The sequence below is a fragment of the Streptomyces sp. NPDC085946 genome, assembly GCF_044540485.1.
Lineage (GTDB): Bacteria > Actinomycetota > Actinomycetes > Streptomycetales > Streptomycetaceae > Streptomyces.
Map to the genome: position 1 here is coordinate 217,173 of NZ_JBITSF010000012.1, position 25,823 is coordinate 242,995.

23 protein-coding genes and 2 pseudogenes are annotated in these 25,823 nt (G+C 76.3%); 13 read left to right on the forward strand and 12 right to left on the reverse strand.

Annotated elements, in window-relative coordinates; all coding sequences use genetic code 11:
* Nucleotides 1–48 precede the first annotated feature (48 nt).
* The 8 genes and pseudogenes from ACIF8T_RS24145 to ACIF8T_RS24180 all read right to left on the reverse strand — a co-directional run bounded on the left by ACIF8T_RS24145 (nucleotide 49) and on the right by ACIF8T_RS24180 (nucleotide 8,513).
* Complete coding sequence (locus ACIF8T_RS24145; RefSeq protein ID WP_400038174.1) at nucleotides 49–1,428, reverse strand: YcaO-like family protein; 1,380 nt, start codon at nucleotides 1,426–1,428, stop codon at nucleotides 49–51.
* Nucleotides 1,425–2,906: a CocE/NonD family hydrolase gene (locus tag ACIF8T_RS24150; protein WP_400038175.1), complete on the reverse strand. Its 1,482-nt coding sequence runs from the start codon at nucleotides 2,904–2,906 to the stop codon at nucleotides 1,425–1,427. The genes ACIF8T_RS24145 and ACIF8T_RS24150 overlap by 4 nt, the downstream gene beginning before the upstream one ends.
* Nucleotides 2,903–3,733 carry a hypothetical protein gene (locus tag ACIF8T_RS24155; RefSeq protein WP_400038176.1) on the reverse strand — a complete coding sequence of 277 codons (831 nt, stop codon included), beginning with the start codon at nucleotides 3,731–3,733 and terminating at the stop codon, nucleotides 2,903–2,905. Before ACIF8T_RS24155 ends, ACIF8T_RS24150 begins: the two co-directional genes overlap by 4 nt.
* A gap of 107 nt (nucleotides 3,734–3,840) precedes the next feature.
* Nucleotides 3,841–3,954: a streptamidine family RiPP gene (amiA, locus tag ACIF8T_RS24160; protein WP_243900507.1), complete on the reverse strand. Its 114-nt coding sequence runs from the start codon at nucleotides 3,952–3,954 to the stop codon at nucleotides 3,841–3,843.
* 56 nt (nucleotides 3,955–4,010) lie between these two features.
* Nucleotides 4,011–4,833 (reverse strand): annotated as a pseudogene (locus ACIF8T_RS24165) (ABC transporter ATP-binding protein).
* 283 nt (nucleotides 4,834–5,116) lie between these two features.
* Nucleotides 5,117–6,124, reverse strand: coding sequence for a FecCD family ABC transporter permease (locus ACIF8T_RS24170; RefSeq protein WP_400038177.1), 1,008 nt, complete (start codon nucleotides 6,122–6,124; stop codon nucleotides 5,117–5,119).
* Between the two features lie 350 nt (nucleotides 6,125–6,474).
* Nucleotides 6,475–7,434 (reverse strand): annotated as a pseudogene (locus tag ACIF8T_RS24175) (FecCD family ABC transporter permease); the annotation flags it as partial.
* A gap of 101 nt (nucleotides 7,435–7,535) precedes the next feature.
* Nucleotides 7,536–8,513 (reverse strand): ABC transporter substrate-binding protein, encoded by a 978-nt coding sequence (locus ACIF8T_RS24180; protein WP_400038178.1) that lies wholly within the window; start codon nucleotides 8,511–8,513, stop codon nucleotides 7,536–7,538.
* Between the two features lie 131 nt (nucleotides 8,514–8,644).
* On the opposite strand from ACIF8T_RS24180, the gene ACIF8T_RS24185 reads away from it, so the two are divergent.
* Entirely contained in the window at nucleotides 8,645–9,841 is a 1,197-nt protein-coding gene (locus ACIF8T_RS24185) for a hypothetical protein (protein WP_400038179.1), read from the forward strand.
* Between the two features lie 30 nt (nucleotides 9,842–9,871).
* On the opposite strand, the gene ACIF8T_RS24190 is transcribed toward ACIF8T_RS24185, so the two are convergent.
* Complete coding sequence (locus ACIF8T_RS24190) at nucleotides 9,872–11,257, reverse strand: glycoside hydrolase family 43 protein (RefSeq protein ID WP_400038180.1); 1,386 nt, start codon at nucleotides 11,255–11,257, stop codon at nucleotides 9,872–9,874.
* A 259-nt stretch (nucleotides 11,258–11,516) separates the two neighbouring features.
* Here ACIF8T_RS24190 and ACIF8T_RS24195 point away from each other — a divergent pair, with 259 nt between their 5' ends.
* Nucleotides 11,517–12,956, forward strand: coding sequence for an amidase (locus ACIF8T_RS24195; protein ID WP_400038181.1), 1,440 nt, complete (start codon nucleotides 11,517–11,519; stop codon nucleotides 12,954–12,956).
* A gap of 28 nt (nucleotides 12,957–12,984) precedes the next feature.
* Nucleotides 12,985–13,431 carry a type II toxin-antitoxin system PemK/MazF family toxin gene (locus ACIF8T_RS24200; protein WP_400038182.1) on the forward strand — a complete coding sequence of 149 codons (447 nt, stop codon included), beginning with the start codon at nucleotides 12,985–12,987 and terminating at the stop codon, nucleotides 13,429–13,431.
* Between the two features lie 123 nt (nucleotides 13,432–13,554).
* On the opposite strand, the gene ACIF8T_RS24205 is transcribed toward ACIF8T_RS24200, so the two are convergent.
* Nucleotides 13,555–14,367 (reverse strand): TIGR02452 family protein, encoded by an 813-nt coding sequence (locus tag ACIF8T_RS24205; protein ID WP_400038183.1) that lies wholly within the window; start codon nucleotides 14,365–14,367, stop codon nucleotides 13,555–13,557.
* Between the two features lie 311 nt (nucleotides 14,368–14,678).
* Here ACIF8T_RS24205 and egtA point away from each other — a divergent pair, with 311 nt between their 5' ends.
* Genes egtA through egtD form a run of 4 tightly spaced genes read left to right on the forward strand, consistent with a single transcriptional unit; the run spans nucleotide 14,679 to nucleotide 19,142 of the window.
* A complete protein-coding gene (gene egtA / locus ACIF8T_RS24210; protein ID WP_400038184.1) occupies nucleotides 14,679–15,989 on the forward strand; it encodes an ergothioneine biosynthesis glutamate--cysteine ligase EgtA in 1,311 nt (436 codons plus the stop codon).
* Nucleotides 15,986–17,353 (forward strand): ergothioneine biosynthesis protein EgtB, encoded by a 1,368-nt coding sequence (gene egtB / locus ACIF8T_RS24215; RefSeq protein ID WP_400038185.1) that lies wholly within the window; start codon nucleotides 15,986–15,988, stop codon nucleotides 17,351–17,353. The genes egtA and egtB overlap by 4 nt, the downstream gene beginning before the upstream one ends.
* Nucleotides 17,353–18,183 (forward strand): ergothioneine biosynthesis protein EgtC, encoded by an 831-nt coding sequence (gene egtC, locus ACIF8T_RS24220; protein ID WP_400038186.1) that lies wholly within the window; start codon nucleotides 17,353–17,355, stop codon nucleotides 18,181–18,183. The genes egtB and egtC overlap by 1 nt, the downstream gene beginning before the upstream one ends.
* A complete protein-coding gene (gene egtD, locus ACIF8T_RS24225) occupies nucleotides 18,180–19,142 on the forward strand; it encodes an L-histidine N(alpha)-methyltransferase (protein ID WP_400038187.1) in 963 nt (320 codons plus the stop codon). The genes egtC and egtD overlap by 4 nt, the downstream gene beginning before the upstream one ends.
* A gap of 39 nt (nucleotides 19,143–19,181) precedes the next feature.
* Here the strand turns inward: egtD and ACIF8T_RS24230 are convergent, their stop codons facing one another.
* Entirely contained in the window at nucleotides 19,182–20,444 is a 1,263-nt protein-coding gene (locus tag ACIF8T_RS24230) for an extracellular solute-binding protein (RefSeq protein ID WP_400038188.1), read from the reverse strand.
* 255 nt (nucleotides 20,445–20,699) lie between these two features.
* Here ACIF8T_RS24230 and ACIF8T_RS24235 point away from each other — a divergent pair, with 255 nt between their 5' ends.
* Nucleotides 20,700–20,915 (forward strand): dodecin, encoded by a 216-nt coding sequence (locus ACIF8T_RS24235; RefSeq protein ID WP_400038189.1) that lies wholly within the window; start codon nucleotides 20,700–20,702, stop codon nucleotides 20,913–20,915.
* Nucleotides 20,916–20,951: 36 nt separating this feature from the next.
* Here ACIF8T_RS24235 and ACIF8T_RS24240 read toward each other — a convergent pair whose 3' ends face one another.
* The gene (locus ACIF8T_RS24240; protein WP_400038190.1) at nucleotides 20,952–21,443 is read right to left on the reverse strand and encodes a hypothetical protein; all 492 of its coding nucleotides are present in this window, start codon (nucleotides 21,441–21,443) and stop codon (nucleotides 20,952–20,954) included.
* A gap of 439 nt (nucleotides 21,444–21,882) precedes the next feature.
* Here ACIF8T_RS24240 and ACIF8T_RS24245 point away from each other — a divergent pair, with 439 nt between their 5' ends.
* The 5 genes from ACIF8T_RS24245 (at nucleotide 21,883) to ACIF8T_RS24265 (ending at nucleotide 25,804) form a co-directional block, all read left to right on the forward strand.
* Entirely contained in the window at nucleotides 21,883–22,311 is a 429-nt protein-coding gene (locus ACIF8T_RS24245; RefSeq protein WP_400038191.1) for a DUF485 domain-containing protein, read from the forward strand.
* A complete protein-coding gene (locus ACIF8T_RS24250) occupies nucleotides 22,305–23,900 on the forward strand; it encodes a cation acetate symporter (protein WP_400038192.1) in 1,596 nt (531 codons plus the stop codon). Before ACIF8T_RS24245 ends, ACIF8T_RS24250 begins: the two co-directional genes overlap by 7 nt.
* Nucleotides 23,901–23,958: 58 nt before the next feature.
* Entirely contained in the window at nucleotides 23,959–24,366 is a 408-nt protein-coding gene (locus tag ACIF8T_RS24255) for a (2Fe-2S) ferredoxin domain-containing protein (RefSeq protein WP_400038193.1), read from the forward strand.
* A gap of 81 nt (nucleotides 24,367–24,447) precedes the next feature.
* Entirely contained in the window at nucleotides 24,448–24,618 is a 171-nt protein-coding gene (rpmF, locus tag ACIF8T_RS24260) for a 50S ribosomal protein L32 (protein ID WP_400038194.1), read from the forward strand.
* A 4-nt stretch (nucleotides 24,619–24,622) separates the two neighbouring features.
* Nucleotides 24,623–25,804: a GTP-binding protein gene (locus tag ACIF8T_RS24265; protein ID WP_400038195.1), complete on the forward strand. Its 1,182-nt coding sequence runs from the start codon at nucleotides 24,623–24,625 to the stop codon at nucleotides 25,802–25,804.
* Nucleotides 25,805–25,823 lie beyond the last annotated feature (19 nt).

Here is a 25,823-nt window from a genome sequence, read left to right on the forward strand (position 1 = left end):
GTCCGTCCCCCGGCCCCGTGTCCCTCCCCCCTGTGCTCCACCCCGGCCTCACATGTGGGGCGGAGGCGCCAGCGTGAAGTCCTCCGGCGCGCTCGGCGCGGTCGTGCGCCAGCCCCGTTCGACGGCGGCCTCGGCCAGCCGCGGGCAGCCGAAGTAGCCGAAGGCGGCGGGGGCGTTGGGGAGGAGGCCGGAGACGAGGACGCGGGCGACGCGCAGCGGTGTCTCGGCCACGTCCTCGGTGGTGAGGTCGAAGGTCATGACGCGGTGGCCGCGCTCGTGGAGCGCGCGTTCCAGCCGGTCCCGGTCACCGGGCCGGACCTCTTCGATGCCCACGGTGCCGAGCGCGGGCTCGGTGAACCGCCGGGCCTCGGCCGCCATCCGCGCGTCCAGCCAGACCTGTACGTGCGCGCCGAGGTCCCGGACGTGCTCGAACTGCTCGCCGCACGCGTCGAGGTAGCGGCCGTCCGCGCGGTGGTCGAGGTAGAGGCCGCGGGCGAGCAGGCCCGCCTCGACGGCCTGGAACACCCAGCCGTCGGGGCCGGTCAGTCCCTGGGTGAAGACCCAGGTGTGGACGGCTTCCAGGACGGCCTTGCGGGCGGCCTCGGCCGGGTCGTACTTGCAGGCGAACCCGGCGGCGTACAGGCCGAGCCGCGGGTCGTGGACGAGGGCCGCCATGCAGGGCGCGAACTCGGAGGGCATCTCGACGAGGCGGACGTCGAGGGCGGACCCGGCGAGGTCGTCGGCGAGGCCGGGCACGGTGGCCGGGTCGATGCCCCGGGCGGGCCCGTCGAGGTGCCACCACAGTTCCAGCGCGTCGCGTTCGACGATCTCCAGCAGGCCGCGTTCGACCGCGTCGTCCAGGCCCTGCCCGGTGGCGATGCCCGCGTAGTTCAGGTGGTGGGTGCGGGGCAGGGAACGCAGTTCTCCCTGGCGCCAGTTGAGGTGGGTGAGCGCGACGGGTGCCCACACCTCGGCGGTGCCGCCGCCGGGCAGCCGCTCCTCGCCGCGCGTCCACAGCGCCGGGGTGTCGGGGGTGAGGGGGCGGTAGGGGAACCGCGCGCGGGCGTACTGCCAGGGGGCATACGCCGGCAGCTGGTCCGGCCCGTACAGCCGCAGCCCCTTCTCCAGCAGCTCGGCGGCCGTGGCGCGCAGCGGGGCGCCGGGGTGGCCGGGCGGCGGGACGCGGTTGCCGCAGTACCGTTCGACGCCCTCCGCGATCGCCGCCGTCCGCGCGGCCCCGGGGTCGTCGAAGGTGGTGCCGAGGGAGACCCGGTCGGCGGGCCACAGGCCGAGCCGGCGGGCGTCGGCTATCTCGGCGGTGAGCGCGGTGTAGCGGGGCGGCGTGCCCGCGGGGTGCTCGACGGGCTTGACCTTGCGGACGACGCCGCAGACGGGGTCGACGAGGGCTTCCAGCGGCAGCGCCGTCATCGCGTTATCTCCTGTGCGGGGTCGAGGGGGGTGGGACGGGACGGGAGGACGGGCAGCCTGAGCGCGACGGAGCCGGCGTCGACGTGCCGTCGGGAGGCCGCCAGCCGGGTGGCCGTGACCGGGTCCTCCCCGGTGTGCGGGTTGCGGGCGTGGGCCGGGAAGTGGTGCCCGGCGATCTCCAGGCGGAGCCGGGTGCCCGCGGGCAGCCGCCGGGCGAGCGGCCCGAGGGCGACGGTGAACGCGGCGGGGCGCCCCGGGGGGTCCGCGCGCCGGCCGACGCCGACGGCCAGTCGCTCGGCCGTCCCGCCGGGGGTGACGGCGACGAGCCGTACGGCCCAGTCGGCGGACGGGGTGTCGGCGGTGGCGCGCAGCCGTGCCTCGGCCGGTCCGGCGACGTCCAGCGGACGCGGCAGCGGCGCGGTGACGAGCAGGCAGCGGTCCGGGGTGCCGGCCGCGGGGACGGTGAGGTCGTCGGAGCGCACGGGGTGCTCGGGGTCGGCGGTGAACCGGGCGCCGCTCAGCAGCCGCAGGCGCTGGGTGCGCGGCTCGCCCTCCAGCGTGGCGGGCAGCCACAGCGGGCTGCCGCCCAGCGCGACCGCGCCCGCGCGCCCCGCCCTCAGCCGTCCGGCGAGGGCGCGGCGGGCCCACCGGGCGTAGAGGGTCCCGAGGTCGATCCGGTGGGCCGGGTGCGCGCCGGGTCCCGGTGCGGCGGTGAGCCCGTGGCCCCAGGGGCCCAGCAGCAGCCGGGCGGAGGGCCCGCCCCAGCGGCGCCAGAGCGCGACGGTGTCCGCGGTGAAGTGGTCGTGGTGGCCGCCCACCGCGAGCAGCGGGATCCGGGCGGTCCGCGCGCGGGTGCCGGGCCCGTCGGGTGTGCGCCGGCGCCACAGGTCCGGCCAGGAGGGCAGGTCCCGGCCCAGCCGCCGGGGCAGGTCGGTGAGCGGGAGGTGGGTGAGCAGGCCGGGGTCCGCGGCGCGGGCCTCGGCCAGGGCGTCCTCGTCGGAGTCGGGGCGGTCGCCGTGGGCGGCCCACCATCCGGCCCGGGCCGCCAGCCGTTCCGCCCCGGAGGGTTCCCGGGCGGTCTCCGCGGGGCCGAGGGCGGGTACGGCGGCGACGACGGCGTCCGGGCGGGCGTCCTCGGGTGCGTCGAGGGCGAGGGCCAGGGCGCAGTGGGCGGCGTAGGAACCGCCTGCCGCGACCAGGGTCCCGTCGCTCCACGGCTGGCGGCGGATCCAGCGGGCGGTGGCGGCGCCGTCGGCGGTCTCGTCGCGGTACGGGTGCCACTCCCCCGGCGACGCGTACCGCCCGCGGACGTCCTGGGCGACCGCGGCGAAGCCGTGCCGGGCCCAGCCGCGCAGTTCGGCGCGGTGCCGCAGCCGGTCGTAGGGCGTGCGGACCAGGACGGCCGGGAACGGGCCGTCGCCCTCCGGGAGCAGGACGTCGGTGGCGAGACCGGCGACCGTCTCGGTGCGCGGCGTCATCCGGCGTCCTCCGGGCGGGGGGCGACGGCGGGGACGGGCAGCACGGGGTGCTCGGTGACGGTGAGCGTGCGCAGGTCGACGCGGCGCAGCCGGCGCCGCGGCGGCAGTCCGCCGCCGTCGGGGGTGCCGGCGGCCCACCGGGCCAGGTCGTCGGCGAGCAGGGCGGCGAGCAGGGCGGCCGCGGGCGCGGTCAGGGCGGCGGGTGCGCCGGAGGCGCGCGGCCCGCGCCAGTAGGCGTCCAGTTCGCGGTGGGCGGGGGTGGCGGCGAGCCGGCGGGCGCGGACGTGGGCGGAGGTGACGTCCCCGGGCACGGCGGCCAGGGGTTCGAGCCAGGCCTGCCGGCCCTCGCGGTGGCAGCGCAGCCAGGCGATGCCGCGCTCGGGCAGCCGGTCGGCGGCGTCCCACAGCCCGGCGGGGACGGGCCCGTCGAGGCACCACACGACGGCGGCGGGCCCGGCGTCGGCCGCTTCGTCCAGCGACCGGGCGGGGCGCGGTTCGGCGCTGGCGGCCCGCAGGCAGGTTGTCAGCGGCCCGGTCAGCACCGGGTCGCCCAGCAGCCGCACGTCCCGGCGCTCCGCGGGCCACCGGGGGTCCGGCGCGGCATCCGTCAGGTATCCGGCCCGGCGGAAGGCGCCGACGAGCCGGTCGAGTCCGGGTCCGGCGTCCGCCGCGTCCGCCGCCCGGCCGGTGAGCCGGGCCAGGAGGGCGTCCGGGTCCGCGTCGCCGGTGCGCACGCTGAGGAACTCCCCGTCGGCCGTGCGGACGGCGAGCCCCCGCCCGGGGACGGCGACGACCTCGACACCGGGTGCGAGCTGGCTGCGGGACACGTGGGTTCTCCTGGGCGGCGGGGGCGGTCACGGGTGGGTCGGGGGTGGGCCCGCCCGGAAGGCGGCGGGCGGGCCCACGCTGGAGGGGAGTTCGGCCCCTCGGCCGCTTACTCCTCGGTGTCCTCGAAGGGGTTCTCCACGAGGGCGTTGGAGTGGGAGGCCGAGTCGTGGGCCAGCTGCCCCGGGTCGGCGATGGGCGCGAAGATCTGCTCGTTGTCCATGAACTCTCCTTCTTCACAAGGAAGGTGCGGCGTTCTGTTGAGCGCCGTACGTCACTCTAATGAATATGATTTTCATTCCGCTACCCCTGTGAGGGGGTGATCCGGGTAACACACCGGCCAGCCGCCCTCCGGGTCGCGGCCGACCCGGCCGGCCACCTTGAGCACGTCCGCCAGCAGCCCGGGGGTGACGACGTCCTTCGGCGGCCCGTCCGCCACCACCCGGCCGTCCCGCAGCGCGACGATCCGCTCGGCGAACCGGGCGGCGTGGGCCAGGTCGTGCAGCACCATCACCACGGTCAGCCCGCGCTCCTCGCGCAGCCGCAGGACGGTCTGCAGCACGTCGAGCTGGTGGTGCAGGTCTAGGTAGGTGGTCGGCTCGTCCAGCAGCAGGACGCGGGTGTCCTGGGCGAGGGCCATCGCGAGGCGGACCCGCTGCCGCTCGCCGCCGGACAGCGCGTCCACGGGGCGCTCCGCCCACCCCGCCACCCCGACGTCGCGCAGGGCCCGCTCCACGACGGGGTCGTCGCCCTCGCGCAGCATGCCGAGCGGGCCGCGGGCCGCGTACCGTCCCTGGCGCACCAGCTGGCGGACCGTCATGCCGGGGACGGCCGGGGTGGACTGGTGCAGCAGCGCGACCCGCCGGGCGGTGGCCCGCCGGGAGAGCCGGGCCAGGTCGTCCCCGCCGAGCAGGACACGGCCCCGCTCGGGCCGCAGCAGTCCGGCGGCCAGCCGCAACAGGGTGGACTTGCCGCACCCGTTGAGCCCGATGAGGGCGGTCAGCTCGCCGGCTCCGACCGTCAGGTCGACCCCGCGCAGCACCGGGCGCTCCGGGTAGCCGAAGTGGACTTGCTCGACGTGGATACCCACGGGTTCGGTCATCTTCCGTCCTTCGTCCTTCGTCCCTGTCCGTCCTCGGCCCGGACCGGGAGGCCGGTCCTTGCCGGCACGAGTGGTGCGGTCCGCGCCGGTATGAGAGATCCGGCCTGCGCCGGTGCGAGAGATCCCGTCCCCGCCGGTGCGAGAGATCCGGCCTGCACCGGTGCGAGAGATCCCGTCCCCGCCGATGCGAGAGATCCGGCCTGCACCGGTGCGAGAGATCCCGTCCCCGCCGGCCGCAGAAGTCCCGTCCCCGCCGGCATCGCAGGTCCCGTCCCCACCGGCATCAGAACGTCCGGTCCGGTGTCCGGCGTACGACGACCAGCAGCAGTACGGCCCCCAGGCAGGTGGTGAGCGCCCCGACCGGCAGCGTGAGCCGCTCGGCGTCCAGGGCGAACACCAGGAACCGGGAGGCGAGTTGCGCCGCCGCGTCCGCCCCGCACACCACCGCCGCCCCCACCAGGGCCGCGCCGGGCAGCGCGACCCGCAGGTCCGCTCCGAACACGGCCGTCGCGAGGTGCGGGACGAGCAGGCCGACGAAGCCGAGCGCCCCGACGGCGGCCACCGCTCCCGCGGTGAGCGCCACCGCGCACAGCAGGGCGAGGCCCCGGGCCCGCGCCGCGGCCAGCCCGGCGGCGGTGGCGATGTCGTCGCCGCAGCGCAGCAGGGTCAGCGGCCCGGCCAGCAGCCACGCGGCCACGCCCCAGGCCAGGGCCCACGGCCACAGCAGGTGCCAGTGCTGCCACACGCGCCCCTCGGTGGTGCCGACGAGCCACTGCACGACACTGCCGAGTTCGCCTGGGGCGACCAGCAGCACCATGGCGGTGAGCCCGCCCAGCACCGCGGACACGAGCACGCCGTGGACGGCGGTCTGCGCCGGGTCGCTCCGGCCGGGCCCGGCGAGCAGCCACAGCAGTCCGGCCCCGGCCAGGCCGCCGACGCACGCGGCGACGACCACGGCGAGGGGCGATTCCCAGCCGGCGAGCCCGAGCCCGGTCGCGGCGACGGCACCGAGCACCGCGCCCGGCGTCACCCCCGTGACCTCGGGCCCGGCGAGCGGATTGCGCAGGGCCGACTGGAGCACGAGTCCCGCGACGCCCAGACACGCGCCCGCCGCGAGGGCCACGAGCAGCCGGGGCACCCGCAGCTGGAACAGGATGTGCCGCTCCGTGGCGTCCCCGCCCCCGCCGAGGACCTCCCGGACCACGGCCGGGGACATGCCCCGACCGGCCACCAGCTCCACGGCGGCGCACACGGCGAGGAGCCCGGCGAGCACCAGGAACCGCCGCTTCACGAGGCCACCTCCGCCCCACCGGGCCGCGCGGCGTCCGCCGCGGCCCGCCCCCGCCCGCCCCAGCGGAACGGCACCCCGCAGAACGGCGCGCGTTCCCGCCCGCCGGACCGGAGCCTCGCCCGGGGGCGCGCACGGCCATCGACACGGAACAGCGCCCCGCGGAACACGGGGGGCGTCCGCCCACCGGGCGGGACCGCCGTCCCGCGGGACGCGGGACGCTCCCGCGCACCGGACCGGACCACCCCGCCCCGCCGGATCACGTCCTTCCCCCTCCCGTCGGAACGCGACGCCTCATCCTCTGAGGCGGTGCGGCGCCGCAAGCGCACTGCGCGGGCCCGGAACCGTCCTCCCGGTCCCGGCGCGGCCCGCCCCCGTCCGCCCGACCGCAGCAGCGCCACCCCGGCCGGCACGCCGAGCAGCGCCGTCCAGGCCCCGGCCGGTGTCTCCACGGGCGCCAGGGCCAGGCGGGCCGGGACGTCGGCCACCGTCACCACGGCGGCACCCCACGCCGCCGACCAGGGCAGCCACCGCACGGCGTCCGTGCGGGGGTTGAGCCGCCGCGCCAGGTGCGGGGCGAGGAACCCCACCCACGCCACCGGCCCGCACACCGCCGTCACGGGCGCGATGAGGACGACGGCGATGGCCAGCGCGGCCAGCCGGGCCCGCCGGACGCGCACCCCGAGGGCCTCGGCGTCCTCGTCGCCGAGCCGCAGCACCGACAGCACCGGCGCGCACAGCACGAGCGCGGGCAGCGCAACGAGCAGCCAGGGCCCGAGGCCGGTGACGTCGTCCCAGGTGCGGGCGGACAGCGAGCCGAGCAGGTAGCGGTAGATCAGCTGGAGGTCCAACTGGTCGGCCATCACCATCAGCACGAGCAGCGCGGCCTGCAGCGCGGCGGCCACCGCCGCGCCGGTGAGCAGCACGGCGGACGGGCTGCGCCCCCACCCGGCGGCGAGCAGCGTGAGCCCGCCGCCGAGGGCCGCTCCGCCGAGGGCCGGCAGCGGCTGGACGGCGGCCGGGACCGACACCGCGAGCACCAGCGGCGCGGCCACCCCGAGCGCGGCCCCGGACGAGACGCCGAGCATCTCCGGGACGGCCAGCGGGTTGCGCAGCGCCTCCTGCAGGACGAGCCCCGCCGCGCCCAGGCAGGCCCCGGCGAGCAGTCCGAGCAGCAGGCGCGGCACGCGCAGTTCGGTGACGACGATCCCGGCGAGCGAGGTGTCGCCCTCCAGGAGCGCGGCGGGCAGCCGGTGCGGCGGCACCCAGGGCGTGCCCAGGCTGAGGGAGCAGGCGGCGGCGAGCGCCGTCAGCCCGAGGAGCGCGAGGAGTTGTCCGCGCCCGTGCGTGCGCGGCCGGCGCCGCGGTGCGCCTCCGGGGGCGTCCCGTGGTGCCGGCCGGGTGGCGGACGCGCTCACCGCAGTGCGGCCGTGGCCTCGTCGAGGACGAGGCCCAGCGAGCGGGTGCCCCGGCCCTTCGCCCACACCTCGGAGTTCACCTCGTGGACGTCGCCGTCGCGCACGGCCGGGATCTTGCCCCACAGCGGGTTCCCGGACAGCTTCTCGGACAGCGTGCCGTCCGTCTCGCCGAAGCTCATCGTCTCCACGAACAGCACGTCGACGTCCCGGGCGAGGATCTCCTCCAGACTGTAACTCCCCTCCACGCCACGGGACTTCCAGGGATAGTCGGCGATCTTCGGGAAGAGGCTGGCGGCGACGTCCGTCTCCGGGGTGGCGACACCGAAGTTCTCGTCGCTGCCGTAGATGATCAGCGCGGTCCTGCCGCTCCTGGCCCGTTCGGCCGCGGCGAGCTTGGTGCGGAAGGCCTTCTCCGCCTTCTCGCCCTCGGCGGTGCGTCCGGTCAGCGCGGCGACGTCGCGCAGGTAACCCACGCTGTCCTGCCAGGTCTCGGGCTGCATCGGCCAGAACGTGGTCGCGTCCTTCAGGGCCGGGGCGAGCTTGCCGTGCGTGTCCTCCAGGCCGATCACGAGGTCGGGCTTGTGGGAGAGGACCGCCTCGACCTCGGGCGCGATGAACCCGCCGGGCACGACGTCGACCTCCCCGGCCTTCTTCTCGCCCAGGAAGGCGGGGTGGGCCAGGAGGGCGCTGTTGGTGGCGGTGGGCACGATGCCCAGCTCGGTGAGGATGTCGTCGCACAGCGCGAACAGGCAGACGATGCGCTCGGGTTCCTTGTCGAGGGAGATCCGGACGCCGTTCGCGTCGGTCACCTCCCTCGCCGCCTTGATGGGTTCGACGGTGACGTCGGTCGTCGCGCCGGTCGCCCGGGCCTTGTCGCCCGCGGGTTCCGCGGTGGTGCCGCAGCCGGCCAGGACCGTGCCGGCCAGGGCGGCGGCGACGGCGCCGCGGACGAGTCTCGACGGTGAGCGGAGCATCGATGCCCTCACTTCTTCTCAGGGTGTCGGATCGCCCACGAAGATACATGATAATCATTTTCAGAAGATCGCTGCGCGTCCCCGCTCCGCTCCTCGCCCCTGCCCCGCCCCACCGCCCCCGGAGGCCCTCGATGACCGACGCCCCGCGCCTGCTCCTCGCCGACCACGTGGCGGGAACCGTCCACGTGCTGACCGTGCCGGACGGCGTCGAGACCCACCGCCTGACGGGCCGTCACCTCTCCGAGCACGCCGGCTTCCTCGCACTGCCGGACGGCCGGGCGGCCTGCGTCGACGACCGCCGGGGCGAGCTGCTGGTGCTGGACCCGTTCGGGCCCGAGCTGCTGGTCGCCGCGGTCCCCGTCGCCGTACCGGCCGAGCACCTCGCCTGCGACCCGTCCGGCCGCCGGGTGGCCGTCACCACGGGACTGGGCGGGAACGGGGAGCCGTGGTCGGACCTGCTGACGGTCGCCGACCTCGCCACCGGCGACGCGGCCCGGGTCCGCACCCGCGCGGGCGAACCGGGGGTGACGGTCCTCGGCGGCGGCGACCCCCTCGTCGTCCTGCGGCACCGGGAACCCGGCGCGCTGGCCGTCCACCGGTTCGCCGACCTGCTCGCCGCGCCGCCCGGCTGCCCGCCGGCCGCCCCGCACACCGGTCTCCCGCTGCCGGACGACGGCCACGGGGACGCCCAGGACCCGCTGCACGGGCGGGTGTTCGCGGCCACGGGCGAGGGCGTGCACCGGGCGCGCCGGGAGGGCGACGCGCTCGTGGCGGAGCCGGTGATCCCCTGGGGCGCGCCCGCTCGCGGCTGGTACCTGCGCCTCGATCCGCGGCGCCGGGCCCTGTGGTCGACGCTGCGGGGCGGCCCGGCCGATCCCCTGCGGTGGCCGCGGTGGACGAACCACGCGTGGCGCCACGACCTGGGGACGGGCCGCACGACCGTGACGGAGCTCGGCCCCGGGCTGGTCTTCCGGCTGGCCCTCGCCGCGGACCACACCGCGTTCACCCGCGTCCACCCGGACGGCGACGAACTGGTCCTGCTGGACGCTGCCGGCCGGATCCGCCGCATGCCGCTGCCCGCGATGGACGGCGCCCCGCGCCGGGGCGGCACCCCCTGGGAGGGCGTCCAGCGCCGCGCGGTGGCCGCCTCACCGGGCGCGCCCTGGGTGGCGGTCACCCGCGGCGGCCACGGCGAGGTGCACGTCGTCGACGCCCGGACGGGCCGCGAGGCGGCCCGCCTGAGGACCGGCACCCCGCTCCACCACGGCGGCCACGCCCTGCTGCGCACCCCGGCCGACGGCGCGGAGGCCGACCCCGTGGGCCGCTGACCCCGGCGTACGGCACCGGCCCGGCGCGCCCTACGCCCAGGCGGTCACCGGTGTGAAGGAACTGTCCTGCCGGAACAGCTCCGTGCCGTCCGGCAGGTCCACGCGCACCTGGTAGCCGTAGTGCCGCAGATAACGGCCGGGATGGCCGTACGACTCGAAGCGGACGGAGCCCGGGGCCGTGCCGGCCCGCGGCACGAAGGTGGCGTCCCGGGCGAAGGCGGCCGTGCCGTCGCCGGTGTCGAAGCGGGCGCGGAAGTCCCGGTGGCGCAGGTACGCGCCGGTCGCGTCCCGGAAGGAGCAGCCGCCCGCGTCGGCCAGGCCGGCGACGACGGTGAAGGTGGCCGCGCTCCGCTCGGCGGCGGTGGCGGTCCCGCTCACCACCGCGAGGTCGAGCAGGGCGGACCGCTGCTGCCAGTACCGGGCCGGGTAGTTGACGGACCGGAAGGAGCGGGGCGCGTTCCGGGCCAGGGACGGGCCGCCGGGGACCGTCTCCTTCAGCACGGTGAAGTGGCGTGCGGTGCCGGAGATGCCGGGCAGCCGGGCCGGCGCGGTCCAGGTGGCGAAGGTGTCGCGGCTGTCGCTGTAGTAGTAGCCGCCGTCGCCGTACCCGTCGAGGAAGATCCGCCAGTCGCCGTTGTCCAGCCGCACCAGCGCCGGGCCCTCCCGGTAGCTGCCCCAGCCCGCCCAGTCGCCGGTCCTGCGCAGGGTGTACGGGCCGGTGAGCCGCGCGGCGGTGGCGTACTCGACGTACTTGGTCGTCTCGTTCTTGGTGAAGGCGTGGTAGGTCGGGCCGAGCTTCACCAGGAAGGTGTCGATGTGGTTGGCGCCGATGCCGGCCAGGGGCACCGGCGGCCCCCATGTCCTGAGGGCGGGGTCGGCCGCCCGGAGCGCGTACGGCGTGAAGATCCACTCGTCGTCGGCCGTGGAGCAGGAGACGATCACGTGCACGCTGCCGTCGCCGTCGACGAACCACTCCGGCGCCCACGCCCGGGAGAGGTTCGGGACGGGGACCGGGTGGTCGTACAGGAACGTCCAGTCGACGAGGTCGGAGCTGCGGGCGAAGCCGATCGTGGTGCTGGTGTCCTGCCAGGTGCGCGTCGTGTAGGTGAGGTAGGCGAAGCCGTCCGTGTGCCTCATGACGCTCGCGTCGCGGATGCGGTGGACCGGCGGCCGGTACGCGGACGCGCGCACCAGCCGGAAGTCGGTGGCGTCGTCGGACTGGTAGAGGTCCACCGTGCCGTCGCCGCTGTCGGGGAACGGCAGGATCGTGCAGCGGGTGGCCGAGCCGCCCGGCGGCGGGGCGGCCCGGGCGCTGCCGAGCAGGCCGGGCGTCCGGCCCAGCAGGGCCGCCGAGGCGGGCAGGACGGCCGCGGCGCGCAGCAGGGCGCGGCGGGACGGGGCGGGGGGCGGGGTCACGGCGGCTCTCCCTCGACGACGGCAACTGCCGGTATCTCGAACGGAGTTCGGGAAGTCGGTCAGACGGTAGGGGCGGGGTCCGGGGGCGTCAATGGTTCGCGCGCGGGCGGCGAGCGGGCGGGAGAGTCCGCGCAGCGACCGCGCGCCGGCCGCGTACCGCCGACGAGGGGAACTCCGCCGCCCGGCCGCCGCGGGCGTTCCGCGGGCGGCGCCGCGGACATTACCGTGCGGTGGACGACCCGCTCCCGGAGGTGTCCGCATGACGCTCGACCGTGCCGCAGGCCTGACGGAGACCGCCCGTGCGCTGGCCGCCGGGGAGGTGACGTCCCGGGCGCTCGTCGAGCGGACCCTCGCGCGGATCGAGGCGACGCAGGGCACGCTCAACGCCTTCCGGATCGTCCGGGCCGAGGCGGCGCTCGCCGAGGCGGACGCCGCCGACCGCGAACTGGCCGCGGGCGCGCGCGGGCCGCTGCTGGGGGTGCCGGTGGCCGTGAAGGACGACATGGACGTGGCGGGCGAGCCGACCGCGTTCGGCTGCTGCGGGGAGTTCCCGCCGGTCGCCGAGGACGGCGAGGCGGTGCGGCGGCTGCGCGCGGCCGGCGCGATCGTCGTCGGCAAGACCAACACCTGCGAGTTCGGCCAGTGGCCGTTCACCGAGGGGCCCGCGTTCGGCGCGACCCGCAACCCGTGGAGCACGCAGCACACGCCGGGCGGCTCCTCGGGCGGCTCCGCCGCCGCGGTCGCGGCCGGGCTGGTGCCCGCCGCGCTCGGCTCGGACGGCGCCGGATCGGTGCGGATCCCGGCCGCCTGGACCCACCTGATCGGCATCAAGCCGCAGCGCGGCCGCATCTCCACCTGGCCGCGCGGCGAGTCCTTCCAGGGCATCACCGTCAACGGCACCCTCGCCCGCACGGTCGCCGACGCGGCCCTCCTGCTGGACGCGGCGAGCGGGAACCACCCCGGCGACCCGCACCGGCCGCCGCCCGTGCGCGCCTTCGAGGCCGTCGGCCGTGATCCCGGGCGGCTGCGGATCGCGCTGTCGCTCACACCGCCGTTCACCGCCGTGCCCGCCCGGCTCCGGCCGGAGGTGCGGGCCCGCGTCGTCGCCCTCGCCGAGCGGCTCGCCCGGCTCGGGCACACGGTCGAGGAGGCCGACCCCCCGTACGGGCGGATCGGGCTGGCGTTCGTCCCGCGCGCCACGGCCGGGATCGCCGAGCGGGTGAGCGAGGCGCCGTTCCCCGCGCTGCTCGACCGGCGCACCCGGAGCACGGCGCGGCTGGGCCGGCTGCTCGGCGGGGCCCCGCTGCGGGCCGCCCGGCGCGCGGAGGCGGTCCTGCACCGGCGGATCGGCGCGTTCTTCACGTCGTACGACGTCGTCCTCGCGCCGACCACCGCGGCTCCCCCGCCGCGCATCGGGTCCCTGGCGCGGCTCGGCGGCCTGGCCACCGACCGCGCCATCATCGCCGCCTGCCCCTACGCCTGGCCGTGGAACGTGCTGGGCTGGCCCGGCGTCAACGTCCCCGCCGGCTTCGTGCCGGACGAGGGCAGCTCCGCCGCCCTGCCCGTCGGCGCCCAGCTGCTCGGCCCCGCCCACAGCGAGCCGCTGCTCGTGCGGCTCGCCGCGCAGCTGGAGGCGGAGCTGCGCTGGCACGAGGCGTGGCCGCCCCAGCCCGCCGCCGCCGGCGCCCCGGTCCTCTGAGCCGCGGGAGGTCCCGTACGGTACGGCTGTGACCGCCATGACCGATGAGAACTCCCCCGGCCGCCACGGCCCCTTCGCCACCACCGAGGCCGACCCCCGCCGGGTGGGCCGGGTGCGCACCGAGTACGCGCCCGCGCACGACGGCGACCCCGACCCCGGGGAGATCGTCTGGACCTGGGTGCCCTACGAGGAGAACGACGGCCGGGGCAAGGACCGTCCGGTGCTCGTCGTCGCCCGGGAGGCCGCCGGGACCGTCCTCGCGGTGCGGCTGTCCAGCAGGCGGCACGACGGCGACCGGGAGTGGGTGCCGATCGGCAGCGGGCCGTGGGACCGGTCGGGCCGGGCGTCCTGGGTCGACGTGGACCGGGTGCTGCGGCTGCACGACGCCGGCATGCGCCGCGAGGCGTGCGCTCTGGACCGCATGCGGTTCGACCTGGTGCGCAACCGGCTGCGCGAGCGGTACGGCTGGAGCTGAGACCGCCGGGGCGGGCCGCGGCCCGCTGCGGCGGCCGGCCGAGGCTGTCGCTGGGGCTGGGCGCCTGGGGCTGGGCGTCTGGGGCTGGGGCTGGGCGGGCGAACGCGGTGCGGCCGTGCCCCGCTACGGCCGGGCGAACACCTGCTCGAAAGTGGCGCGGACCGTGGCCCCCGGCGTGCGGTCCAGGACGCCGAACACGACGTGCTCGAAGGCCGGGGCGAACCGGCCGCCCGGCCCCAGCAGCGCCCGGAACGCGCCCGCCACCTGCGCCGGGTCGTTGCGGAAGACCCCGCAGCCCCAGGCGCCCAGCACCAGCCGCCGGTAGCCGTGGGCGGCGGCCGTCTCCAGCACCCGCTCGGCGCGCACGGCCAGGGCGCGCGGCAGCTCGGCCGCGCGATGGGGCGCCGTCCGCAGGACCACGCCCGCGTTCGGCGCGGCCGCGGTCAGGAAGCCGGCCGTGTACGGCTCGTCCAGCAGACGGCCGCGGTCGTCGCGGAAGACGGGCACGGCCGGGGCGTGCACGACGCGGTCCGAGTAGAACGGGTCGCGGTGCGCGCGGTGGTGGTCGTAGAACTCCGGGACCCGCAGCAGGCACGTGTGCAGCGCGGAGGCGCGGCACAGCGCCTCCTCCTGGGCCTGGGCGCCGTTCAGGTAGCCGCCGCCCGGGTTGCGCGCCGAGGCGAAGTTCAGGACCGCGACCCGCCCGCCGAGCCGGCGGGCGGCCTCCAGGCTGCTCTCCCCCGTGACCTCCAGGACCGGCTCGCCCGCGGGGAGCGGCGGGACCTCCACCGGCTCCGGGCCGTACATCCGCGTGCCGGCGCGCGCCGCCGCGACCGCCGCGGCGATCGACACCTCGCGCCCGTCCGGCGCGCGGTAGGACCCCGCCGCCACGATCTTCTCCGTGTCCTGCGCGACACCGCGCAGCCGTGCGCTCACGGCGCGACCCCCGTCCGTGCCGTGACCGCCCGGTGCGCGGCCTCCCCCGTCGTGCTCACGCACGCATCCTGAGCGATCCTGGTCCGGCCGGGCAACGGGTTTTCCCGGGGCCCGCGCACCCGTACCGCACCCCGGCGGCCACCGGGGAGAGTCCCCGGAAACGACCGGGGAGCGGAGACGACCGCCCCGGGACGCTCCGGTACGCGCTCTTGTGCGGAGCGACGCGAGCGTCTTGGGTGGGACGAGCGAGGCCGGTCCGGGCCGTCGGCGCCCGGACCGGCGACATGGTGGAATCTCAGGAGGATCCCGACATGTCCGAACCGGCCGGTGGCTGTACCGAGCCACCCACCGCCATCACCGAAGCCGAGGTGGAGGCTCTGGTGCGGGGCATCTGCTTCAAGACCGGACCGCCCCGCCGCCTCGGCGTCGAGGTGGAATGGCTCGTCCACGAGCCGCGCGCCCCGCGGCTCCCCGTGTCACCCGAACGGCTCGAAGCGGCCTACGCCGCACTGCGGACCGTGCCCCTGGGATCGGCCCTCACCGTCGAGCCCGGCGGCCAGCTGGAGCTGAGCTCGCCGCCCGCCGCCTCCCTGGCGGAGTGCATCGGCACGGTCTCCGCCGACCTGGACGCCGTCCGCGCGGTCCTGCGCGAGGACGGCCTGGCACTCGTCGGCATCGGCCACGACCCCTGGCAGCGGCCCCGCCGGTTCCTGCGCGAACCGCGGTACGACGCCATGGAGGCGTGCCTGGACCGCACCGGCCCGGCCGGCCGGGCCATGATGTGCACCTCGGCCTCGGTCCAGGTGTGCCTGGACGCCGGGTACGAGGAACCCGGCGCCCTCGGCCACGTGCGGCGCTGGTGGCTGGCGCACCGGCTGGGCCCGGTCCTGGTCGCCGCGTTCGCCAACTCCCCGTTCGCCGAGGGCCGGGCCACCGGCTGGCGGTCCACCCGGCAGCTGCGGTGGGCCGAGATCGGCGCCGGCCGGGCGGGCGGACCGCCCCTGGACGGCGACCCGCGCGGCGCCTGGGCCCGGCACGTCCTGGACTCCCCGGTGATGTGCGTCCGGCGGGACGGCGGGCCCTGGGACATCCCGGAGGGCCTCACCTTCCGGGAGTGGACCCGGACGGGCACGCCCCGGCCGCCCACCCGGGACGACCTCGACTACCACCTGACGACACTGTTCCCGCCGGTCCGGCCGCGCGGCCACCTGGAGCTGCGCATGATCGACGCGCAGCCCGGCGACGACGGCTGGATCGTGCCGCTGGCCGTCACGGCCGCGCTGTTCGACGACCCGGAGGCCGCCGAGACCGCCTACCGGGCGGTCAAGCCGCTGGCCGAGCGCGCCGTGGGGCTGCCCGCGCCGCACAACCCGCTGTGGCGGGACGCGGCCCGCCACGGCCTGGCCGACCCCGAGCTGCGCGAGACCGCCGCCGTCTGCTTCGAGGCGGCGCTGCGGGCCCTGCCCCGGCTCGGGGCCGCCACCCGGGTCACGGACGCCGTCGCCGCCTACCGGGACCGCTACGTCCTCAGGGGCCGCTGCCCCGCCGACGACCTGCTGGACCGGCCGGGCGGCCCGGACCCCGCCGGAACGCCCCCGCACGGGAAGGACATCCGCCCATGACCGATCCCGCCCTCGACACCCCGGCCGACGGCGCACCGGCCCGCGACACCGGCGGTGCCGCCCCGGACGCCGAGGCGCTGCGCGAACGCGCGGTCGTCTCGCTGACCACCGCCCGCGACCGCACCACCCTGCTGACCAGCTGCGTCGACGACCCGGACCTGACCGCGCAGCACTCGCCGCTGATGTCCCCGCTGGTGTGGGACCTCGCCCACATCGGCAACCAGGAGGAGCAGTGGCTGCTGCGGGCGGTCGCCGGGCAGGAGGCGATACGGCCCGAGATCGACGGCCTCTACGACGCCTTCGAGCACCCGCGCGCCGAGCGCCCCCGGCTCCCGCTGCTCCCGCCCGGGGAGGCGCGCCGGTACGCGGCCGAGGTCCGCGACCGGGCGCTGGACGTGCTGGGGAGCAGCGCCTTCGGCGGCACCCGGCTGACGGAGGCCGGCTTCGCCTTCGGGATGATCGCCCAGCACGAACAGCAGCACGACGAGACCATGCTGATCACCCATCAGCTCCGCAAGGGTCCGCAGGCCCTGACCGCGCCGGACCCCGAGCCGGTGCCGCTGTTCACCGGTCCGGCCGACGTCCTGGTCCCCGGTGGGCCGTTCACCATGGGCACCTCCGACGAACCGTGGGCCCTGGACAACGAACGCCCCGCGCACCGGCGCCACGTGCCGTCCTTCCGCATCGACACCACGCCGGTGACGAACGCCGCCTACCAGGCGTTCATCGAGGACGGCGGCTACGACGACCCGCGCTGGTGGGCCCCGGAGGGCTGGGCGCACATCCGCCGGCACGGCATCACCGCGCCGCTGTTCTGGCGCCGCGACGGCGGGCAGTGGCTCCGGCGCCGCTTCGGCGTCACCGAGGTCGTACCGCCCGACGAGCCGGTGCTGCACGTGTGCTGGTACGAGGCCGACGCCTACGCCCGGTGGGCCGGCCGCCGGCTGCCCACCGAGGCGGAGTGGGAGAAGGCGGCCCGCCACGACCCGGCCGGCGACCGCTCGATGCGCTACCCGTGGGGCGACGCCGACCCCGGGCCCGAGCACGCCAACCTCGGCCAGCGGCACCTGCGGCCGGCACCCGCCGGGAGCTATCCGGCCGGTGAGTCGCCTCTGGGCGTACGGCAGTTGATCGGCGACGTGTGGGAGTGGACGGCGAGCGACTTCCTGCCCTACCCGGGGTTCCGGGCGTTCCCGTACAAGGAGTACTCGGAGGTGTTCTTCGGGGCCGAGCACAAGGTGCTGCGCGGCGGTTCGTTCGCCGTGGACCCGGTGGCCTGCCGGGGCACCTTCCGCAACTGGGACTACCCGATCCGGCGGCAGATCTTCTCCGGCTTCCGCACGGCCCGCTCGGAGGACGTCTGATGTGCCGTCACCTGGCCTACGTGGGGCCCGGGGAACCGCTCGGACGGCTGCTGGTGGAACCGTCGCACGGCCTGTACCGCCAGTCGTGGGCGCCGCGCCGGCAGCGGTACGGCACGGTGAACGCCGACGGTTTCGGGGTGGGCTGGTACGCCGGGGACGACCCGGTGCCGGCCCGGTACCGGCGGGCCGGGCCGGTCTGGGCCGACCTGTCCTTCGCCGACCTCGCCCGGGTCGTGCGGACCACCGCCCTGCTCGGCGCGGTGCGCGACGCGACGCTGGCGGGCGCCGACGCGGAGGCCGCGGCGGCGCCGTTCGCCGCGGGGACCTGGCTGTTCAGCCACAACGGGGCCGTGACCGGCTGGCCCGGTTCGCTGGCCGCCCTGTCCCGGACCCTGCCGCCCGAGGACCTGCTGGCGCTGGAGGCCCGCAACGACTCCGCGCTGGTGTGGGCGCTGGTGCTGGCCCGGCTGCGCGCCGGCGACGAGGAGGGCCAGGCCCTGGCCGACACGGTGCTGGAGGTCGCAGCGGCGGCCCCCGGCTCCCGGCTCAACCTGCTGCTCACCGACGGCCGGACCATCACCGCGACCGCCTGGGGCGACACCCTCTGGTACCTGGCCCGGCCCGGCGGCGGCACTGTCGTGGCCTCCGAGCCCTACGACGACGATCCGCACTGGCGCGAGGTCCCCGACCGCACCCTGCTCGCGGCCGGCCCCGCCGACGTGCTGCTCACCCCGCTCAAGGAGCCGGGCGACGCCGGGGAACCGGACCGCGCGGCCCGGGAGCCGGGCGGCGGCACGGCACCCGCACGACGCAAGGAGCCCCGTACGTGAGTCCGTTCCGTCTCACCCGCACGCTGCCCGAGGACGCCACCGAGGCCGCCCTGCGCGCCGACGTCCGCCGGGGCCTGGCCTCCCGCCCCAAGACGCTGCCGCCGAAGTGGTTCTACGACGCGCACGGCAGCGACCTGTTCGAGGAGATCACCCGCCTGCCCGAGTACTACCCGACGCGGGCCGAACGGGAGATCCTGGCCGCCCGCGCCGGCGAGATCGCGGCGGCCACCGGCGCCCGCACGCTGGTGGAGCTCGGCTCGGGGTCCTCCGAGAAGACGCGGTACCTGCTCGACGCCCTCGCCGGCCTGCGCACCTACGTCCCCGTCGACGTCAGCGAGAGCGCCCTCACCCGGGCCGGGCAGGCGCTCGTCGCGCGGCGGCCCGGACTGGGCGTGCACGCGCTGATCGCGGACTTCACCGCGGAGCTGACGCTGCCGGACACGCCGGGTCCCCGGCTGGTGGCGTTCCTCGGCGGCACGATCGGCAACCTGCTGCCCGCCGAGCGCGCCGCGTTCCTGGCCTCCGTGCGCGCCCTGCTCGCCCCGGGCGACGCCCTGCTGCTGGGCACGGACCTGGTCAAGGACGAGGAGGTGCTGGTCCGGGCGTACGACGACGCGGCCGGGGTGACGGCCGCGTTCAACAAGAACGTCCTGACCGTGATCAACCGCGAGCTGGGCGCCGACTTCGACCCCGCCGCCTTCGACCACGTGGCGCTGTGGGACGCCGGGCACGAGTGGATCGAGATGCGGCTGCGCTCCCGTACGGCGCAGACCGTGAAGGTGCCCGCGCTCGACCTGGCCGTCGACTTCGCGGCCGGCGAGGAGCTGCGCACCGAGGTGTCGGCGAAGTTCCGGAAGGAGGGGGTGCGGTCCGAACTGTCCGCCGCGGGGATGGAGTTGTCCCACTGGTGGACGGACGGCCGGGGACGCTTCGCGCTGTCGCTGAGCGTCGCGCGCTGACCCCGTGCCCCGGAGCGGGGCCGTGCGCGTGCGCGGGTCTCACTCCGGGGCGGGGTCCAGCGCCCCGGTGATGCGGCGGGAGGCGCGGCGGGCCTCGGCGGCCGGGTCGGCCCCGGTCAGCACCGCCGTCATGTACGGCTTGATCGGGTTGTCCGCCTCGACCGCGCCCCACAGCGGCGTGGAGGGGGTCGCCCGGCCCCGCGCGGCTCCGGCCGCCATGGCCGCGACCCCCTCCTGGCCGGCGACGGCCCGTGCCAGGGTCGTCTTGTTGGGGACGTAGTTCATGGTGCGGGCCAGTTCGGTGTTCCACCGGGTGCCGGCGAGCGCCTCGACGACCGCGACGGCGCCCTCCTGTTCGTCGGTGTTCGCCGGCACGACGAGGTCGGACCCGCCGGTGAAGACGGCGCCGGGCCGGCCGGCGGTCTTCCCGGGCACGGGGAAGAAGCCCAGCTTGTCCTCGAGCGCGGGGTTGCGCTCAAGGACGGCCCGGGCGAGGCCCGGCACCGCCACGATCTGCGCGACCCGGCCCCGGGCGAACACCTCGGCCTGCGGGGGGTGTTCCTCGTCGGCGTCGGCCGGGCCGTCGCCGAGCGCCTGCAGCCGCCGGTAGAACTCCATGCCGCGCAGGGCGGCGGGGCTGTCCAGGGCGCCCCGCCACACGCCGTCGCGTTCCACGGCGAGCTCGCCGCCCTCCTCCCAGACGAAGCCGGCGAGCGTGTACCAGTCCTGTCCGGCCAGGTAGATGCCCTGGTCCGTCGCGGTGTCGAGCCGCTCGGTGACGGCGAGCCAGTCCTCCTGGGTCGTGGGCGGGGAGGTGATGCCGGCCCGGGCGAAGAGGTCCTTGCGGTAGACGACGACGCGGTTGGCCGCGTACCAGGGGATGCCGTACTGGTGCGACATCCACCGGCCCGGCTCGGCGAGGCCGGGCAGCCAGTCGCGCATGCCCCAGTCCCGCATCGCCTCCAGGGTCAGCGGGAGCAGCGCGTCGCCCTCGGCGTACTGGGCGACCTGGGTGTTGCCGACCTCGACGACGTCGGGCCCGTCGCCGCCGGCGCCCTCCAGCGCCGCCTCCACCTTGGGGCCGATGCCGGTCCACTGCTGGATGCGGATGTCGAGGGCGAGGTCGGGGTGGCGGCGTTCGAAGTCCGCGGTGAAGCGGTCCAGGAAGTCCCGGGAGGCGCTGTCCTTCATCAGCCACACGGTGACGGTGCGCCGCTCGGCCCCGCCGTCCCCGGGGACCAGGCCGCAGCCGGGGAGCAGGCAGGCGCAGGCGCACACGAGGGCGAGCAGACGACGTCTCACGAGGGGTCCTGTTCTGTCTGGCGGACAGGGCGGGCAGGCCCGGCGTGGGGGCGAGCGCGGGGCTCGGACGGGTGTGCCGGATTTTGGTATGGACCAATGCGGAGGTCAAGGGGGCCGGGGGTCCGGGCCCGACGCCTCGCGCTCCGCCGCAGCGTGGGGCACGGTGGAGTGACGCGCGCCACACCCGCCGCACGGACGCGCCCCACCGGCACGGCGGCACGCCCGCACACCGGTCGCAGCGAGAGGAGCACCCGCATGTCGAACCACACCTACCGGGTCACGGAGATCGTCGGCACCTCGCCCGACGGCGTCGACCAGGCGATCCGCAACGGGATCGACCGGGCCTCGCGGACCCTGCGCAACCTGGACTGGTTCGAGGTGACCCAGGTGCGCGGCCAGCTCGACGAGGGGCGGATCGCGCACTGGCAGGTGGGACTGAAGGTGGGCTTCCGCCTGGAGGACGAGGTCTGACGCCCCGACGGGCGGGGGCCCGGAGGACCGGGTCCCTCAGGTCCGCCCCTCCCGCTCCTGCGCCGCCTTCAGCTCGGCGGAGGGTGTCGCCCAGCGCGCCCGGACGACGGTGAAGCCCGCCCGCTCGGCGTCCGCGCAGACCAGCTCGTCGTCGTCCACCAGGACGCGGATCTCCCGGGTGCGGGCCAGGCGGCGCAGGACGGCCAGCTTGGTGAAGCGGGCGGGCCTGCGGTCGCTGTCCCGCCGCATGTGGAGGCGCCCTTCGGGCAGCCCGTGGGCGGCGAGCCAGTCGAGCGTGTCCCGCCGGCAGCGCTCGGGCCGCCCGGTCAGGTAGACGACCTCGCACTCGCGCGCGCTCTCCCGGACCAGCGCGACGCCCTCCGCGAGCGGCGGGTCCTGCGGGGCGGCGGCGAAGAAGCCGTCCCAGTCCCGCGGCCTGCGCTCCAGGAACCGCTGCCGGTGCGCGGTGTCGGCGAGGGTGTTGTCCAGGTCGAAGACGGCGAGGGGCGCCCTGCTGCTGTCGGTCACACCCCCCAGCGTAGGGGCGCCGCACGGCGCTTTTGAGACAGTCCGGCCGGAAGGAGAAGCCCGGACCGCTCCGCGCTCCGCCCCCGGTCCTGTTCCTTTTCACGGGCCGCCCCGCGACTCGAACGGTGTTCGGGGACGAGGAACGAGCCAGCGGCACACTTCGATTTCCCTATCCGGTTGATACGTCAAAGAGCCCGCTGCCATACTCCGCTTCCGGCCTTCGCTCCCACCCGTCGGCGCAAGGCCCGGGGGCCCTCACACGGAACCCCCACGAACCGCTCCACGTGAAAACGAAAAGCGAGATTTTCGCTTTCACGAGTCCCCCACACCGCCCGCATCCCCCGTGCGTCCGGCGTGCCCGCATCGCCCGGGAACCGGACGCCCCGTCGACTCCGAGGAGTCGAGTTGCGCGGCATGACGCAGCAAAGAAGGTGCGCTCTTGCCCGAATTCTCACCGTGGTCCGACCATGCGTTCAGTCCCCCGGTCCGAAATGGCGCGCCGGGAGCGCCGCTCCGTATTTCCGACGCTCCGGAATTCCACTCGCTGCGCCGTGCCCAGCGCCGTTCCGGGGCACGGGCGAGCGCCGTGTCCGCCGGCGGTTTCCTGGTGTACGTGCTGTTGTCGAGTTTCGCCGCGGGCCCGATGAACCAGCCCTTGTTCGGCCATCTGACGGTGGGGCTGGCCCTGGGGCTCGCGCAGTTCCCGGTCATGGCCGTGACGGCCTGGTGCCACCTCCGGCACATGCGCACCCGGGTCGATCCGCTGGCCCGGGGCCTGCGGTCGCGGCTGCGCCGTTCGGACACCCGGCCGCGCGGCGCGGCCGGGCGGGACGGCGGGCACGGCACCGGAGGGCTGCGCACGTGGTGACGGTGTCCGCCGGCGCCGTCGACCGGTTCAGTCTCCAGCTGACGTTCGTGCTGTTCCTGTCGGTCGTCGTGGTCACCCTGTTCATGGCGCTGCTGACCGCGCCCCAGCGCGACGAGATCGGCGAGTTCTACCTCGGCAACCGCGCGATGTCGCCGCTGCGCAACGGCCTGGCGATGTGCGGCGACTACCTGTCCGCCGCGACCCTGCTGGGCAGTACCGGGCTGGTCGCGCTGACCGGGTACGACGGGCTGATGTACCTCGGGGGCACCACCGTCGCCTGGATGCTGGTGCTGCTGCTGATCGCCGAACCGCTGCGCCGCGCGGGCCGGTTCACGCTCGGCGACACGGTGGCCCTGCGCATGCCCCGCCGGCAGCGGCCGGTGCGGCTGGCCCTGGCGGTGTGCGTCCTGGTCGTCACCACCCTGTACCTGGTGGCCCAACTCGTGGGCAGTGTGGCCCTGCTGACCCAGTTCACCGGCGAGCCCGGCGCCACCACGCGCACCCTGTGCGTCGCGGTGATCGGCACGATCGTCATCGTGTACGCCGCCATCGGCGGCATGCCCGGCGCGACGGCCATCCAGGTCATCAAGGCCGTGATGCTGGTGGCGGGCGTGACCGTCACGGCGGCCCTGGTGCTGCACCGCTTCGACTGGAGCCCGAACGCCCTGCTCGGCGCCGCGGCCGACCACGGCGGCAGCGGCAGCCGGTTCCTGGAACCCGGGCTGCGCTACGGCGGCAGCGTGGCGAGCAAGCTGGACTTCTTCAGCCTGGAGCTGGCCATCGTGCTCGGCCTCGCGGCCCTCCCCCACGTCCTGATGCGCCTGCTCGCCCCGCGCTCCGGCGCGGTGCTGCGCGCCTCCGTCGTGTGGGCCGTGGGCCTGGTCGGCCTGGTCTGCCTCGCGGCCGGCGTCCTCGGGCTGGGCGCGGCCGCCGTGGTCGGCCGGGACACCATCGTGGGCACCGACCCCAGGGGCGACGCCGCCGTACTGCTCCTCGCGCAGGCCCTGGGCGGCGGCCTGCTCACCGCCCTGCTGTCCTGCCTGGCCTTCGTCACGCTGCTCGCGGTGGCGGCCGGCCTCACGCTGGCGGCGGCCACGTCCCTGGCCCACGACCTGTACGGCGAGGTGGTGCGCAAGGGCCGGGCGAGCCAGACGGAGGAACTGACCGTCGCCCGGCTGGCCGCGGTCGTCATCGGCGTCCTCGGCATGCTGCTCGCGCTGGTCTCCTGGGGCGCCAACACCGCGACCCTGGCGTTCCTGGCCTTCGCCGTCGCGGCGTCCGCGATCCTGCCGACGCTCGTGTACACGCTGTTCTGGCGGCGCTTCACCGCGACGGGCGCGCTGCTGAGCCTGTACGGCGGCCTGCTGCTGTCCGTCCTGCTCGTGGTGTTCTCGCCGGTGGTCTCCGCCACTCCGGCCTCGTTCTTCCCGGACGCCGACTTCGCCTGGTTCCCCCTGCAGAACCCGGGCATCGTCTCCATCCCGGCGGGCTTCCTCCTCGGCTGGCTCGGCTCGGTCCTGAGCGGCCGTCAACAGGACGACGCGTACGAGGAGTTCGAGGTGCGCATGCTGGTGGGCGCCGAGGAGTGAGGCACCGCACGCCCGACCCGCCTGTCCGCGGCGGCGCCGCACCCCTCATGCTGCTGTCATGTCCCCTCGCACGATCACGTTCGGCGCCGCCCGAGACCTCCCCTGCACGGTCGTCGTCTGCCGGGGCTGCTGCTGCGGCAACGCCCGCAAGCACCCCGGCACGGACCACGAAGGACAGGTGGAGCACCTGCGCGCCGCCGCGGCCGAGCACGGCTTCCGGATCCGTACGACCGACTGCCTCGGTCCGTGCGACCAGGCCAACGTGCTCGTCGTCATGCCCTCCTCGGCCGGGCGGCGGGCCGGCGGGCGGGCCGCCTGGATCGGCTTCGCGGCGGACGAGGACTGCACGCGCGAGGTCGCCCAGTGGGCGGCCGCCGGCGGCCCCGGCGTCGCCCGGCCGCCCGCCGCGCTGGAGCTGCAGTTCATCCGCCCGCCGCGCGGCGGGCGGACCCGCGCCCGCCGCTGAACCCCGGACCGGGACCGAATTGCTCATGGGAACCATTTTCATATAGCGTCCTCGGTGCCGTCCGACCGAGGAGGAACCACCATGGCCGTCCCCAAGCGCAAGATGTCCCGCAGCAACACCCGCCACCGCCGCGCCCGGTGGAAGGCGGCCACGCCGGCGCTGGTGCCGGTCACCGTCGACGGCGTGCGCCACCTCGTCCCGCAGCACCTGGTCAAGGCGTACGAGCGCGGGCTGCTGCGCCCGGAGGGCTGAGGCGGTGCGCACCGGCCGACTGCCCGTCACCGTGCTGTCCGGCTTCCTCGGGGCGGGCAAGACCACGCTGCTCAACCACGTGCTGTCGAACCGCGACGGCCTGCGGGTCGCGGTCGTCGTCAACGACATGAGCGAGGTCAACATCGACGCCGCGCTGGTGCGCGGCGGCGGGGCCGCGCTGTCGCGCACCGAGGAACGCCTGGTCGAGATGACCAACGGCTGCATCTGCTGCACCCTGCGCGACGACCTGCTCCAGGAGGTCGACCGGCTCGCCCGCGAGGGCCGGTTCGACCACCTGCTCATCGAGAGCTCCGGCATCTCCGAACCCCTGCCGGTGGCCGCCACCTTCGCCTTCGCCCGCGACGACGGCGCCACCCTCGCGGACGTCGCGCTCCTGGACACCATGGTCACGGTCGTGGACGCCGCGAACTTCCTGACCGAGCTGGAGAGCGGCGATGACCTCGCCAAGCGGGGCCTGGCCCCGTTCGAGGACGATGAGCGGACCGTCAGCGACCTGCTCGTCGACCAGATCGAGTTCGCCGACGTGCTGGTGCTGAACAAGCTCGACCTCGTCGGCGCGGAGCAGGCGGCCCGGCTGCGGGCGGCGCTGACCCGCCTCAACCCCGTCGCCCGGATCGTCCCCGCCGTGCACGGCCGGGTGGACCTCCACCACGTGCTCGGCACCCGCCTGTTCGACCTGGAGCGCGCGCAGCAGGCGCCGGGCTGGGTGCGGGAGCTGAACGGCGAGCACGTCCCGGAGACGGAGGAGTACGGCATCTCCTCCACCGTCTTCCGCTCCGGCGGGCTCTTCCACCCGGGCCGGCTGTGGGCCTTCGTCACCGGGGAGCTCGACGGCGGGGCGTACGGGCGGGTCCTGCGCTCGAAGGGCTTCTTCACGCTGGCGTCCCGCCCGCGGGTGACGGGGCTGTGGTCGCAGGCCGGGGCGGTCGCCCGCTTCGAGCCGTCCGGCGCCCGCGACCCCGAGGCGCCGCACGCCCAGGAGCTGGTGTTCATCGGGACGGGCCTGGACGCGGACGCCGTGCGCGCCGCGCTGGCCGGCTGCCTGATGCGGCCCGGCGAGGACCTCCCGGCGGCCGACCCGTTCCCGGCCTGGGCCACGCACGGCATCGACGACGCCTGCGACCACGAGCACGCCGCGCAGCCGGCGGCGGCGACCGCGCACTGACCGGCGGCGGACCCCGGCC

Bases quoted from the DNA above. Each gene is read 5' to 3' on its own strand.
- ACIF8T_RS24145 (WP_400038174.1), bottom strand. From the start codon at position 1,428: ATGACGGCGCTGCCGCTGGAAGCCCTCGTCGACCCCGTCTGCGGCGTC.
- ACIF8T_RS24235 (WP_400038189.1), top strand. From the start codon at position 20,700: ATGTCGAACCACACCTACCGGGTCACGGAGATCGTCGGCACCTCGCCC.
- ACIF8T_RS24180 (WP_400038178.1), bottom strand. From the start codon at position 8,513: ATGCTCCGCTCACCGTCGAGACTCGTCCGCGGCGCCGTCGCCGCCGCC.
- ACIF8T_RS24150 (WP_400038175.1), bottom strand. From the start codon at position 2,906: ATGACGCCGCGCACCGAGACGGTCGCCGGTCTCGCCACCGACGTCCTG.
- ACIF8T_RS24185 (WP_400038179.1), top strand. From the start codon at position 8,645: ATGACCGACGCCCCGCGCCTGCTCCTCGCCGACCACGTGGCGGGAACC.
- rpmF (WP_400038194.1), top strand. From the start codon at position 24,448: ATGGCCGTCCCCAAGCGCAAGATGTCCCGCAGCAACACCCGCCACCGC.
- ACIF8T_RS24195 (WP_400038181.1), top strand. From the start codon at position 11,517: ATGACGCTCGACCGTGCCGCAGGCCTGACGGAGACCGCCCGTGCGCTG.
- egtA (WP_400038184.1), top strand. From the start codon at position 14,679: ATGTCCGAACCGGCCGGTGGCTGTACCGAGCCACCCACCGCCATCACC.
- amiA (WP_243900507.1), bottom strand. From the start codon at position 3,954: ATGGACAACGAGCAGATCTTCGCGCCCATCGCCGACCCGGGGCAGCTG.
- egtB (WP_400038185.1), top strand. From the start codon at position 15,986: ATGACCGATCCCGCCCTCGACACCCCGGCCGACGGCGCACCGGCCCGC.
- ACIF8T_RS24255 (WP_400038193.1), top strand. From the start codon at position 23,959: ATGTCCCCTCGCACGATCACGTTCGGCGCCGCCCGAGACCTCCCCTGC.
- egtC (WP_400038186.1), top strand. From the start codon at position 17,353: ATGTGCCGTCACCTGGCCTACGTGGGGCCCGGGGAACCGCTCGGACGG.